Origin of the sequence: Draconibacterium orientale, assembly GCF_900111425.1 — a bacterium.
GTDB classification, from domain to species: domain Bacteria; phylum Bacteroidota; class Bacteroidia; order Bacteroidales; family Prolixibacteraceae; genus Draconibacterium; species Draconibacterium orientale.
On record NZ_FOHT01000043.1, the window covers coordinates 16,145 to 30,405 of the forward strand.

A 14,261-nucleotide genomic window follows, 5' to 3' on the forward strand; every position below is an offset into this window, starting at 1 on the left:
CTATCTAATTTTCGGCGAAGATACAATTTTTGTAGATTTCAAAAAGTAAGTACATAAAGTAAAAAGCCGGAAGCCTGCCTGTTTTGGCGAACTCCCGGCTCAAAATATTAATTTTTAAGATATTAAATCAAGCGTAAAACATTTTAATTAAATCCGATTTTATAAATCACCCCGGTTTTAAACCAACGCCCGGGCTGAATAACATTACCAATATCGTTGTATTGTTTATCGAAAATGCTGTTTACCGAAGCAAAAAACGAGAACTGATTTCTCCGGTAGCTCAACTTGCCGTCGAAAACCCAGAACGGATCGTAGGCTACTTCTCCAACCGGCATTTTATTTTCGAATTGGGTGTAGCTGCCTTCCCTATCCTGAAAAACAAAATGCAGATCGAGAGTTAAACCTTTCGCCAGCTGCTCGCTAAGCGAACCAACCAGTTTATGTTTCAGGTTATCCAAAGCATAATTCGACACAAAACCGGCATTCCCTTTTTCTACATTATTATATAGGTAACTGATTTGAATATTTGGATAGTGGCTACCAAACGCATTTCGGAACAACACCTGCGCCTGAATCTCAGCACCCCGATTATTGATTTCGGTAAGGTTTTGGGGTTGCCAGATTTCCGAAGTCACATCTTCCTTTACCCAATCGATAATATCTTTTCCCTGGCGGTAAAACAACACCACATGTCCGCGCACCAGTTTCGATCGTAGTTTTAAACCACCTTCCAGGGTGGCCGACTTTTCAGGTTTCAAATCGGGGTTACCACTATTCGACGGACCATCGTAATACAAATCGGTAAAAGTTGGCATTCGTAACGACGTGTTGTAACTGGAGTACAATTTCACCGCATCCGATACATTATAACTTACATCAATTCCCGGAAAAACATTTAACCCCAAATCGCTTCCCGAAATGTAGTTGGCCATCAATCCGGCTGTAAACGCCCACTTATTTACATAGTATGCGTGTTCCAAAAATCCGGAAACGGTATTCCGGTCATCCGATTTGGTGAACTGCGCATCTTCTCCCGGCACATCTTTTGGCTCGTCCATGTCAATTCCCAGCGTATTACTATATATCTGTTCGCGGCGGAATTCAACACCAAACGCCGTTTTTCCGCCCGCCCACTTAATCCACGAGTTCAGGTTAGCACCATAAACATTCGTCAGGTGATAATTGGGCCCCGAGTACCAGCCCGGCAGTGTGTCGTTTTGCCAAACCTTGTAACCATCATTGGTTAAAGCATATTTATCGGTTCGGTACAATTCAAACCGATCGTGATGACGTCGGTAATAAACCACCGGAGTCAGATGCAACGGTCCATTCCCCTCCCACTTCAGCGAGGTAAACACTGTTTTTGTTGCTTCGTACTGGTTCGGATACTTCGGCGTGTAAAAGCTATTCGCACCAAATCCTTTTTCCGAAATACCCAGTTGGAATTTCAACACACCCTTTTCGGTATTCAATTGATTGGAATAAAATCCGTTCAGCTCATCAAAATCGGTGTTGTTCGTGTAACCGTCCGATCGTTTTCCGTTAAACGCAAGCATGTGTTGCATTTTTCCTGTTGAAAATGATCCGGAAAGATTTCCATCGAAATAACCAAAGCTACCACCCGAAACTGCAGCAGAAATCTCAGAATTTGCCGACTGACGTGTTACAATATTAATGGCCCCCGAAAAAGCGTTGGGTCCATATACACGTGCAGCAGGTCCTTCGAGAATCTCGATTCGCTCGATTTGGGCTAAACTTACCGGAAGATTTAAATTGTGATGGCCGGTTTGCGGGTCGGTGATGTTGATGCCGTTCAGCAGGATTAACGTTTGGTCGAAAGTACCACCGCGAACACTCACGTCCGCCTGTACTCCTTCAGTTCCCCGTTGCCGTACGTCGATAGCTGCAACATACTCTAACAGGTCCTGAACACTCTGAGCCGGCGCCGCCTCAATTTCTTTTCGCTCCATCACGGAAATTATCCGTGCAACCTGCGAATACAATGCAGGTGTTCGTTGCGCACTTACCTCGATCTCATCAAGGTCGTATTCCATTTTAACTTCAGAAGTATCCTGAACAGTCGCCATTGTAATTACCGGTGTTGATAGGAAATACACCACCGACAATACTGAAATGACAACTTGTTTCCTTACGGTCAGAAAAGAAGAATAGTTCTTCCTCCCCCACTTCCGGAAAGTTAAAACAGATTGCGCATCATGATTAAACTTTAAATTTTTCATTATAATACTAATTGAACTTTAACAGACAGGATATTTTAAAAACGCTTGATTTTTTGTTTATCGACTTATCCCGTCTCAAATTCGAACGACAAATATACGCTTTACAATCACATATCAATAACCTCGAAAAGGGGTAGTTCCTAAGGAAACAAAGACTTAACAAAGGGTTTCGTAACCTTTAACCAATCAATGCGTTAGGCACTATAGAGAATCTTTATATAGCATAGACAGAATCAACTGCAATATCGCTCTGTTTTTTTGCAATTAAGGACAACAATGACTTAAATTTGTTTAGACAAATTAAAAATAAGACGCCATGACTCAGATTCAATTTAACAACGCTTTACTCGGCTTGAGTGACAAATTGCATTACTATGCACTTAGTTTAACTGCTGACTCGGAAAGAGCTGACGATCTGTTACAAGAAACTTTCCTTAAGGCATTAACTTATCGTGACAAGTTTACACAGAACACGAATTTCAAGGCATGGATTTACACCATTATGAAGAACACCTTCATTAATGATTACCGTAGAAACGTAAAAACAAAGAACACCTTTGATGGTTCAAACAACGATTTCCACCTGATGTTCTCGAAAGACAAAGTTTATCCTGCGCCGGATTCGTTCTACAGTTCAAAAGAAATTAATAAGAGCATTAACGCTCTAGAAGATGAATATCGAGTTCCTTTCCGTATGTTTTTAGAAGGGTACAAATACAAAGAAATTGCTGAACAACTTGACTTACCTTTAGGTACTGTTAAAAGTCGGATTTTCTTTACCCGTAAAAAACTGGAAAAAGCATTGAACGAATATTCAGAAAATTAATAATAGAAATAACGTGTATTGGTTTTTAAAAGGTCTTCAAAAATGAAGACCTTTTTTTATGGACAAAACGGATGTCATCTTTTGTAAAAGATGACATCCGTTTTGCTTACACGAACCCTAAATCTTTTTTACTTTTATAAAATAATTTATACCTTATTTTCTCCCCTAATGTTAGGGGAGATGTCAGCGTAAGGCCTGGGGGCGGATTGACAGAGGGGTACTGTTTCAAATTACAAATTATTACCATGAAAAAAATTGCAGTTCATTTAGCCGACGGATTTGAAGAAATAGAAGCCATAAGTATTATTGATGTACTTCGTAGAGCAGGTTTTCAAGTTACAGTTGTTTCCATGAATGAAAAGATGGACGTTGCCGGTTCGCACGAAATTACCGTAAAAGCCGATGCGTTGTTTGAAGATTTGGATTACGATAATATTGATATGATCGTGCTTCCGGGAGGAATGCCGGGAGCGGCAAAATTAAAAGCACACAGCGGACTAAGAGAGGAAATCTTAAACTTTTATGACATGAATAAACCTTTGGCAGCCATTTGTGCTGCTCCAATGGTGTTCGGGAATCTGGGTTTGCTGAAAGAAAAAAGGGCAACTTGTTACCCGGGATTTGAAGAAGAACTACACGGAGCTATTATTACAGGAGAAGCGGTGGAACAAACCGAAAATATTATAACAGGCAAAGGTGCCGGTGTTGCCATCAAATTTGCACTTAAAATTGTGGAGCTATTTAATGGGAAAGAAGTTGCTGATGAACTGGCGGTGAAGATGATTGAGAATTAAAAGCTGCGATTTTGCGATACGATCCGCAGTATTCCCAATGCGGTCCCTACTTTTCGTCATCAACTTTGTAAAAAACAAAAGCCGCCTCGTTACGTTAAACGAGGCGGCTTTTATTAGAGAAGTCATAGCATCACTTGCAGTGATATTATGACCCGTTATGCATTATTTCGTTTTTTCGGCAATCCAGTTTTTGGCATTAACAAAAGCCTGAATCCATGGTGCCACTTCATCCGCTTTCCGGTCGGCAGGATAATTGGGCCACAGGTGCGGTTTAAACGCACGCTCGAGGTGAGGCATCATTACCAAATGACGGCCATCATCCGAACACAGCGAAGCCGCATTAAAGTGCGATCCGTTTGGATTACCTGGGTAACCTTCGTTGCTGTATTTCATTGGAATATTGTACTGATCTTCGTTAAACGGCAGGTAGAATTTACCTTCGCCGTGCGCTACCCAGATTCCCAGTTTCATGCCGGCCATATTCTCCAACATCACCGATTTGTTGTCAAGAATATCAACATTCAGGAACGACGACTCGAATTTGCCCGATTCGTTGTGCAACATTTTGGGCTGAATGCTGTGCTCCGGATAAACAACTCCGAGCTCAACCATTACCTGGCAACCGTTACAAACACCCAAACTCAGCGTGTCTTCGCGTTGGTAGAATTTCTCCAATGCTAATCTTGCCTTTTCGTTGAATTTAAAAGCTCCGGCCCAGCCTTTTGCCGAACCAAGTACATCGGAGTTCGAGAATCCACCCACGAAAACGATCATATTCACGTTTTCCAGCGTTTCGCGTCCTGCAATCAGGTCGGTCATGTGAACATCTTTTACATCCATTCCAGCCAGGTACATAGCGTAGGCCATTTCGCGGTCGCCGTTTACCCCTTTCTCGCGGATAATCGCGGCTTTAACACCCGATGCTGTGCGACGTTTCAGGTCGATGCTCAAATCGGCAGCCTTACCGGTGAAATCTTTAAAGTCGAATTTTAAAGCCTGATCTTTATAGTTTTTAAAGCGTTCCAGCGCTTTTTCTTCTCCACTCTGTTTGCGGTCTAATAAATACGAAGTTTTAAACCACATATCGCGTAACGAGTTGATATCAAAGTCGGCTTCAACCGTGCGGTTCATCACCCTTACTTTGCGGTAAGGAACAGGGAAACCTAACGACATGAACTCAACTCCTGCTTCTGTCAGTTGCTTTTTCACCTCGTCGTTATCAGCACACTGAATAACAATTCCGGGGTTTTCAGCCAATAATATTTTCGCCAGATCTTCTTCTTCAAAGGCAGTAACATCGATTTTCATTCCGCCTTTTACATTGGCAAAACACATTTCAAGCAAGGTAGTAATCAAACCTCCCGAAGCCACATCGTGTCCGGCAAGAATAAGTCCCTGTTGAATCAAATCCTGAACTTTATTAAATGCAGTTACAAATTTGGCTGGATCGGCAACTGTTGGAGCTGTGCGACCAAGTTTATTGATCGACTGAGCAAAAGCACTTCCGCCCAATGCACGTTCCATAAACGACAAGTCGATGTACAGAATCTCTTTACTTTCGTCGTTCACCAATACCGGCTCAACCACTTTTTTCACATCGGTAACTTCGCCCGACGATGAAATGATTACCGTACCAGGAGCCAACACCACATCGTCTTTGTATTTCTGTGTCATCGACATGGAGTCTTTACCAGTCGGAATGTTGATTCCCAGGGCGCAGGCAAAGTCGCTGGCTGCTTTTACGGCGTTGTAAATGCGGGCATTTTCTCCCGGATTTTTTGCCGGCCACATCCAGTTGGCACTCAACGATACACTTTTGATTTTATCGGGCATTGGTGCCCAGATAATATTTGTCAGCGATTCGGCAATTGAAAGCACCGAACCTTTTTCGGCGTCAACCAATGCTGCTACCGGTGCATTACCGATTGCAGTTGCAAATCCGGCTTTTCCCTGGTAGTCGAGTGTAATTACACCACAGTTATTCAGTGGCAATTGCAATTCGCCGGCACATTGCTGTTTGGCAATTCGTCCGGTTACCGAGCGGTCAACTTTGTTGGTTAACCAGTCTTTACATGCCACCGACTCCAGCTGAATGGTTTGCTCAACCAAATCGTATATTTCTTCCCAGTTGTATTCTAATTCATCAAACTCAGGAACAATGGTTTCGTCTTCCAAAATCGTTTTCGGAGGATTTCCGAACATATAACCCAACTGCCAGTCGATTGATTTTTCGCAGGTTGTTGAGTTCTCGAATGTAAACTGCATATCGCCGGTTGTTTCACCAATTTCGTAAATCGGTGCACGCTCGCGCTCGGCAATTTTACGAAGCAGTTCAACATGTTCCGGTTTCATAACCAGTCCCATTCTTTCCTGCGACTCATTACCAATAATTTCTTTTTGCGAAAGCGTTGGATCGCCAACAGGCAATTTCGAAGTATCGATTTTTCCACCTGTAGTTTCCACCAGCTCTGATAAACAGTTCAGGTGACCGCCAGCACCGTGGTCGTGAATCGATACGATTGGGTTATCATCAGCTTCACTCAAGGCACGAATGGCGTTATAAGCCCGTTTTTGCATTTCGGGGTTGGCACGCTGCACCGCATTCAATTCAATGTGGTTTTCAAATTCGCCGGTTGCAACCGATGAAACAGCGCCTCCGCCCATTCCAATGCGGTAGTTATCGCCACCAAGCAATACCACTTTATCGCCTTTTTCAGGATCGTCTTTCAGACTGTCTTTTTTATTTCCGAAACCGATACCTCCGGCAAGCATAATTACTTTATCGTAACCATATTTCACAAAGTTTTCGAAATGTTCGAAAGTCAATAATGATCCGGTAATCAGTGGCTGACCGAATTTGTTACCGAAATCGCTGGCACCGTTTGATGCTTTGATCAGAATTTCTTCCGGTGTTTGGTACAACCAATCACGTTCTTCGGTTGCCTGCTCCCACGAACGCATCGATTCTGTACGCGGGTAAGAAGTCATGTAAACGGCTGTTCCGGCAATTGGCAAAGCTCCTTTACCCCCGGCAATACGGTCGCGAATTTCGCCTCCGGTTCCGGTTGCCGCACCGTTAAACGGCTCAACTGTTGTTGGGAAGTTATGTGTTTCGGCCTTCAGCGAAAGAACCGTTTCAATATCTTTTACTTCAAAAAAGTCGGGTTTATCTTGTGTTTTTGGTGCAAACTGTTCAACAACCGGTCCTTGTACAAACGAGCAGTTGTCTTTGTATGCTGAAACAATTTTATTGGGATGCTCCTTCGATGTCTTTTTAATCAGCTGGAATAACGATGATTCCATTTCTTTTCCATCGATGATGAAGGTTCCGTTAAATATTTTATGACGGCAGTGCTCCGAGTTTACCTGGGCAAAACCGTAAACCTCACCATCAGTAAGCGGACGCCCCATTTCTTTCGACACCGAAGTGAGATACTGAATCTCATCATCGCTTAAAGCCAACCCTTCCTGTTCGTTGTACGCTGCAATATCTTCAATATTCAAAATCGGATCGGGTTCTTTGTCGATCGCAAAAATCTGCTGATCCAACCCTTCATAAATCGCCTGAAGCATTGGATCGAACTTTGCTTTTTCGTTTTCTACCTCGAAAAATTCCTCCATGCGGCGGATTCCTTCAATACCCATATTTTGGGTGATCTCAACGGCATTGGTACTCCATGGCGTAAGCATTTCCTTACGCGGGCCTACAAACCAACCATCGATTTTTTGCGGTTTTAAACTTTCGGCACCTGAAAATAACCAAACCAGTTTTTCGATATTTTCGGCGCCTAAGGGCTGTGCAGAGTAAACTGCGATAATACTGTTACTTTGAGTTTTAAAGAATTGAATCATGTTGCAGCGAACTATTAATTTAAGAACATGTTGTAAAACACCTCACAAAGATAAAAAATAATAATTGGCATATTGGATAAGTTGCAACTATAAGACAACAGTTTTTTAATGTGCAAACGTTAAATAGGATTAACCAGAAAAATTTATCAATTTTTCACACGCAGTGTTGACGAATGAAAATCAACCAACCATAAGTATTGTACAATACTTATTTAATGATTGTCAATGTCAAACCTGACAAATAATTGTTTCCCAATTATTTCGTCAGCCCTACGGGTGATTAATTCATTTTTATGAATTAATCAGGTTAAAACACAATAGATTTCATTTTTTCTGATTTTCTTTGGGCAAAATTAAGTACATGAAAGCTTTATTATTTATTGTTGCTGTAGTAGTTATGGTCTCGTGCAGCCCGCAACGAAGTTTACAAAAAACATATGTTGGGAAACCGTTATCGGCGTTGGAATCGGAATTGGGTAAGCCCCACACCGTTTTTAACAAAGAAAGCGGTGACATTTATATTTTTGAAAAAATTGAAATGCTAAAAAGCACCGAAATCAGCCAGCATAAGCTAACACTTGATCCGATGGTGACACCAAAGGTGAAAAAAACATCGCATTACACAGTCACTGTCGTTGATGGCGTAATAACAAAAATTGAACTGGAAGAACAATACGAACGCAATAAATAAATCGACCGAAATCTGCCAATAACTGCAAAAAAACAAATTGTATTAATTAGGTTTCAATAAATTTTATAGTTTTGCAGGCACGTTCAAAAAAATTAATGCCCAGGTGGTGGAATTGGTAGACACGCAAGGTTGAGGGCCTTGTGGGAGAATTTTCCCGTGCAAGTTCGAGTCTTGTTCTGGGCACGACGTAAAAACCATCAAAAATCAAAAGCGCTTAAAATCAATGTTTTAAGCGCTTTTTTGTTTTCCAGAAAGTCAAAAAAGCACAAAAAAAGTCAAAGTAAACGAGACTTTATCGAGAACAAGCATTTTTTTCAAAAACTGTTCTCGGCAAATCGTGTAACTCTCTCTTTTACAACATTTAAATTGATACGAATTGACTCGATTTGGTGTTGAAAAACATGGTCAGAATGGGTATTTTTGACCAACAATCGAGAACAATTCTTCTAAAACTTTAAAATGAAGAAATTATGAGATTGACGATTAACTTTTTGATGAAAAAATCGAGACAGAAAAACAATGGTGAAATCCCTGTTTACGTGAGATTTACTATGAATTCAAAACGAGTAGAACTATCTACCGGAATTTACTGCCATTCTGATAAATGGGATGATGTTGGGCAACAAATCCGAGGGAGGAATGAATCCGCCAGGATTCTTAATAACAGGCTGGACAAAATCCAAAATGAAATTCAGGATCATTATAATAAGCTAAAATCTTCCGGTGAAGAATTTAATGTCACAACCATAAAAAACAAACTACTCAACATTGATGAAAGTAAGGGGATCCTTAAAATATTCGATTACTACTTAAATAGTATTCTTGAGAAACTGGATAAAGGTTACTCCATGGAAACCTATAAACACTATAAGTCGTCCAGAAAGAGATTGGCAGCCTTTATTAAATACCAATATAAAAAGGCCGATTATCCGGTTGAGTCTATTGATTACAAATTTTTAGATGCTTTCGATGTTTATCTGAAAAAAAGGTTCAAAGTTCACCAGAATACGGCATGGAATTATCATAAACATTTACGACGTGTTTTAAATCTCGCAGTTTCAATGGATCACATACAAAAAAATCCATACAACAAATACAAAGTAGACTTAAAGGAAACTCATCGTGAATTTTTGACATCTGAAGAACTTGCTAAAATCGAAGAAAAAGATATTCAGATTGAACGTCTATCTGCAGTTCGTGACATATTTGTTTTTGCGTGTTATACTGGTCTCTCCTATTCAGATATTTCCAAATTAGGTAAACAGCATTTGCAAAAGGGTATCGATAAAAACGAATGGATAATCATTGACAGGTCTAAGACCAATAACCGGTGCCGAATTCCGATTCTACCGAAAGCCAAAGAGATTTTGGAGAAATACAAGAATTATCCAAAAAATCATAACAAAGACCTACTGCTTCCCGTTCTAACGAATCAGAAAATGAACAGTTATCTGAAAGAGCTGGGTGATATTTGTAGTATCAATAAAAGTATTACAATGCACATGGCCAGGCACACATTTGCAACTTCCGTAACTTTAGCAAATGGAGTTCCTATTGAAACCGTTTCAAAAGTACTTGGACATTCCTCTCTGAAAACGACACAGATTTACGCAAAAATTCTTGATCAGAAGATTTCGGAAGATATGAGTATGCTCCAGTCAAAATTATCTGAAAAAAGAGATAAGAATATAATATAAATCAACCTAACAGTAATTAACATCAAAAACAAAATACAGAATGATTTTTTCTTTTATATCACACAATTGTGTATCTTTGTATCAACATGCTTACCCCGCTTCCCATAAGAACAGCGCGCTCAGGGTGAGCTTTTTATTTATATACCCATGAAGAAAGTGCCATATAACAAACCGGCACTCACATATGCCGACCAACTTGCACAAGTAAAATTCCGTGGTTTAATTATTCCAGACGAAGAAGAATTTTTAAGTCTTTTAGAGTTAAAAAGTTATTATCGGTTAAGTGGCTACTGGTATCCGCTGCTGGCTGACAAACAAAACCACATATTCAAACCGGGTTCCAGTTTTAAAACAGCATTTAGCATTTATAAATTCGACAGGGAACTTCGGCAGCTGGTAACCAATGAAATGGAAAAGATAGAGATTGCAGTCAGAGCTAAAATGATTTATATTCTTGCACACAATTTCGGTCCCTATTGGTATACCAACTCAAATTTATTTGTCAATAAAAAATGGCACGCCGAGACAATTAATAAAATTACAGACGAATTCAACAGAAGTGATGCTCAGTTCATCCGAGCCTTTAAAAAGAAATATTCCGATCCATTGCCACCTTGCTGGACAGCATTTGAGATAATCTCTTTCGGCTCATTGTCTAAGCTTTATAACAATTTCAAACCAGGAAAAAGCAAGAGAGAACTGGCACATTGGTTTGGCCTCGACGATAAATCATTTGGCTCCTGGTTACACAGTTTGGTCTACGTTAGAAATGTTTGTGCACACCATTCCAGATTGTGGAACCGTGTAATGCGAATACAACCTACATATCCTACTGCTCCCTTAAATCAATGGCTTAAAAATTCGTCAGTTCATAATAACAGAACGTATTATATCCTTTCAATAATAGTTTACCTACTCCAATCGCTTGATAATGGTCACACATTTGTTGAAGATCTAAAAATATTATTAACGAAATACGATAATATCGACCCAGGCGCAATGGGATTTCCGCCAGACTGGGAGCAGGAGCCATTATGGAATACTAAGTAAAAGTGAATATGGTAAAGAGTTTAGGGATTAACGAAGGAATAATTAGAAACTTACCTTCAACGATTCAACCTTTTTTCTTTTATTTTTTTTAACTGGTTTTTGTTTATCTGAAGAATCCTGATGATCCAGAATAATTGAAGGCTTTATGACACTAAATCTAAATTATACACCCAATTTAATTAATCAAACTTGATAAATCTAACATAGTCCAGCATTGCCGTGTTAATTTCACCATCCATATTGGTATTCCATTCTTCCAAAACCAGTTTAATATTGTTATTACCCTTATGGAGATTGATTTTCATTGAATTCGACCATCCCCAGTCTGACCATTCATCCTGCCCTCGTTGTGGGAACACCTGAACACCCTGATAAGCATCGTTTACATACAAACTACGTACGGCACAATTATTATCGGTATTCCATGGTCCTGTCCCGTTTGAATAACGAAAATCGATTAGATAATTACCGGAAGTTTCAACATTTACAGGAACTTCAATTTCACGATTTGTTTTGTGACTGGTTTCAATAAATCCAGTACCAGAAAAGTTGGTGAAATTGGTACCCGAAAGAGTAATATAGTTTTCTAACTCCAGTACTAATTCATTTTCTGATGAATAAATTGCTAATGGCTCACTTCCGAACGATTCGATTCCCTCATCATTAACTGCAGTAACCGAATATTCACTAAATCCATTTTTCTCATGAATAAAATATTCTGTATTGGTTGATTTCAAAAAGGCTCCGTCTTTATATATTTTATATGACTTTGCTCCCTTTACCGGATTCCAGATAATTTTTGAATTTTCGACTTTGGTTTGCGGATTAGGCAAGCTAAATTTATTAGCAACTAAATTTATATCTAAAGAAGAAAAGCTTTCATTCTTCATTTTAATATTCACAATGTGCTTCCCTTCCAGTTCAGCCGGGAAAAATGCATTTTCAATACGTTGCCCGTCAAGGAGGAAAGATTCAATTTCATTTCCGAAACCATCGACTTCAATATCAAGAACTGCATTCCTATATTTAAAATTCGATAAAGTTCTTTTTCCTTTATACGATTTGGGAATCACGGGATTAAATCGTATTCCGTCTACCTCAAAATACATCCCTATAAATAAACGATGTACCATAGCAAGGTTACCAGCCATACTCCAAAGCATTCGGTGCGAGTTTATTTCGGTACCTATATAATCGCCATTCTCGGCTACAAAATTTTCATAGTTTGATAAAAATAAAGCTGCTGCCCGGTAAATAGAAGCCAGGCCATATTCTACTGCTTTTTCATTACCAACCTTTGCTGCCGCCAAATTCCAAAATGATTGTACAAAAGGCCAGATACCATTATTGTGATAAGGTGGAATTCCAGCGATTTGAGGATAAATACAGGTAGTTCCAAATTCAGTAACCGGCGATTTAGTCAATATACTTTCAGCCTGATTTTTATCGGCAACATCGAACAAAACCGCAAGCGCTTCTCCCAATGCCTCAAAACGCGGTGATTGCATCAATGAATTTCGTCCATAAAGATACTGTGCGTAATAACCTTTATCTTCCATCCAAAGATATTTGTTGATACCTGTTCTGATCTCGTTCGCTCTCTCCAAATATTCGTCATAAGGTTTGTTTAAAAGCTTAGCCATTTCAGCCAGAATAATGTGAGCCTGGTAATGAACTATGTTGGTTCCCAGGTTCTCAGAAACGTAAATATCCATGTTCGACATCCACTTGGGGTAGGTTTGCTCCCGCCAGTCGAGAAACGACGATTCTCCCTTGTACATTCCGGTGGTCCCTGATCGCAAAGTTTTCATATCATCATCCAGGGTATTTTTAATAACATCGAAAGCGTATTCCAGCCATTCCTCTTCTCCGGTAACTTTGTAGATTTCCCAGGCAGCTAATGCCCAAGTGGTGCGGTCAGACGAAACAGGCCAGGCACCACCGGAGCCTGTATCCTGAACTATTCGTCCACGCTTCACTTTTTTCATTAAACTGATTTTGGCTACTTCTGGCTCGTGATAAGCAAAAGCTAACAAAGTGCTGTAACTCACATCGCGGGTCCAAACTCCTCCCCATTTTGCTCCTGTACGAAGTGTGCTATCCGGCTCGATATTCAATAAAGCTTCTTCAAGGGCCAGATTGTACAGTGCATCAACAATAATCTGCTCCGAATGATAAGCTGGTTTTGCAGCAACATTTCGAGATAAATTCCACTGTTTTGCCTGATGTTCGTCGCTACTAGTAGGATTTAGCAAAACTGTCAGCTCATAAATTCCATCATGGTTTTCATCCTTCAGTTCCAGATTGTTTTCTTCCAGATTGGAAAAGTCCCAGGTTAGTGGCTCAGAACCACCAGCAATATAAACTCCTTTAAAATCAGATTTTGCAATTCTGCTTCCGTCAAAAGCTTCATAATAGCCTTGTTTGTCGAAAGCTTCTAAAACTTCTGACATATCCAGCCTGAAGGTGTACAAATAATTAACCGGAAGTTTGGATCCGTTATTTTCAGCGACTTTACCGTCTGACTCACCAAACTTTATTAATGGAGAACTGTTTTCGTCACCAATCATAATCCAGTGGTCTTCCCCGGAAATCATTTCATTATCCTTTTCATTAATACTGAATTTGAAGGTAATTAGCCGCGAATAATTGTCGGATGCGGTACTTACATAGTTTGAAACCAGGTTTGTCCGGGAATTCGCTTTCGATTCGTAATTTCCCTGAACAACCTTATTCTTAAAAACCGAGAATTCATTTCCTTTATAGAGCATATCTGATTTTTTTTGGCAGCCCGCAAAAAGAAACAGAATGAATAGTATTGCAATAAGTCGTGTCATATTTTTCTGATTTTAAAGCCTATTTATTGGCCACAAACTATTCAAGCTCCAGAACAATTGTGCTCCAATATTTTAGTTGAGGTACTGTAAGTAATACTTCACCATTCTGCTGGGTAAAATTCAACGATACCGACGTTCCTCCGTTTGCATCGGGTGAAGCAAACCAAATACTGCTTACCTGGAAAAAACGGTCAAAGTGACCACCCAATGCCGGAATAAAATGACCACCCTCGCCAGTTTAAACTGACCACCCCGTGCCGGAGCAAACTGACCA

At 40.0% G+C, this 14,261-nt stretch carries 9 protein-coding genes and 1 tRNA gene; 6 read left to right on the forward strand and 4 right to left on the reverse strand.

Going from position 1 to position 14,261, the window contains the following annotated elements:
* Positions 1-143: 143 nt before the first annotated feature.
* Entirely contained in the window at positions 144-2,240 is a 2,097-nt protein-coding gene (locus BMW53_RS18520; protein WP_038554906.1) for a TonB-dependent receptor plug domain-containing protein, read from the reverse strand.
* Positions 2,241-2,556: 316 nt separating this feature from the next.
* Here BMW53_RS18520 and BMW53_RS18525 point away from each other — a divergent pair, with 316 nt between their 5' ends.
* Positions 2,557-3,066: an RNA polymerase sigma factor gene (locus tag BMW53_RS18525; RefSeq protein WP_038554909.1), complete on the forward strand. Its 510-nt coding sequence runs from the start codon at positions 2,557-2,559 to the stop codon at positions 3,064-3,066.
* 245 nt (positions 3,067-3,311) lie between these two features.
* A complete protein-coding gene (locus tag BMW53_RS18530; RefSeq protein WP_038554912.1) occupies positions 3,312-3,860 on the forward strand; it encodes a DJ-1 family glyoxalase III in 549 nt (182 codons plus the stop codon).
* 162 nt (positions 3,861-4,022) lie between these two features.
* On the opposite strand, the gene purL is transcribed toward BMW53_RS18530, so the two are convergent.
* Entirely contained in the window at positions 4,023-7,712 is a 3,690-nt protein-coding gene (gene purL / locus BMW53_RS18535; protein WP_038554916.1) for a phosphoribosylformylglycinamidine synthase, read from the reverse strand.
* 361 nt (positions 7,713-8,073) lie between these two features.
* On the opposite strand from purL, the gene BMW53_RS18540 reads away from it, so the two are divergent.
* From BMW53_RS18540 to BMW53_RS18555, 4 genes are all read left to right on the forward strand, one after another.
* Positions 8,074-8,403 (forward strand): hypothetical protein, encoded by a 330-nt coding sequence (locus BMW53_RS18540; protein ID WP_038554919.1) that lies wholly within the window; start codon positions 8,074-8,076, stop codon positions 8,401-8,403.
* 97 nt (positions 8,404-8,500) lie between these two features.
* A tRNA-Leu gene (locus BMW53_RS18545) sits at positions 8,501-8,586 on the forward strand.
* A gap of 287 nt (positions 8,587-8,873) precedes the next feature.
* Positions 8,874-10,100, forward strand: coding sequence for a site-specific integrase (locus tag BMW53_RS18550; protein ID WP_038554921.1), 1,227 nt, complete (start codon positions 8,874-8,876; stop codon positions 10,098-10,100).
* A 147-nt stretch (positions 10,101-10,247) separates the two neighbouring features.
* Positions 10,248-11,150: an Abi family protein gene (locus tag BMW53_RS18555; RefSeq protein ID WP_038554924.1), complete on the forward strand. Its 903-nt coding sequence runs from the start codon at positions 10,248-10,250 to the stop codon at positions 11,148-11,150.
* Positions 11,151-11,329: 179 nt separating this feature from the next.
* Here BMW53_RS18555 and BMW53_RS18560 read toward each other — a convergent pair whose 3' ends face one another.
* Entirely contained in the window at positions 11,330-13,987 is a 2,658-nt protein-coding gene (locus BMW53_RS18560; RefSeq protein WP_038554927.1) for an alpha-L-rhamnosidase-related protein, read from the reverse strand.
* 37 nt (positions 13,988-14,024) lie between these two features.
* The gene (locus tag BMW53_RS21570; RefSeq protein ID WP_168136380.1) at positions 14,025-14,195 is read right to left on the reverse strand and encodes a glycoside hydrolase family 66 protein; all 171 of its coding nucleotides are present in this window, start codon (positions 14,193-14,195) and stop codon (positions 14,025-14,027) included.
* Positions 14,196-14,261: the final 66 nt, after the last annotated feature.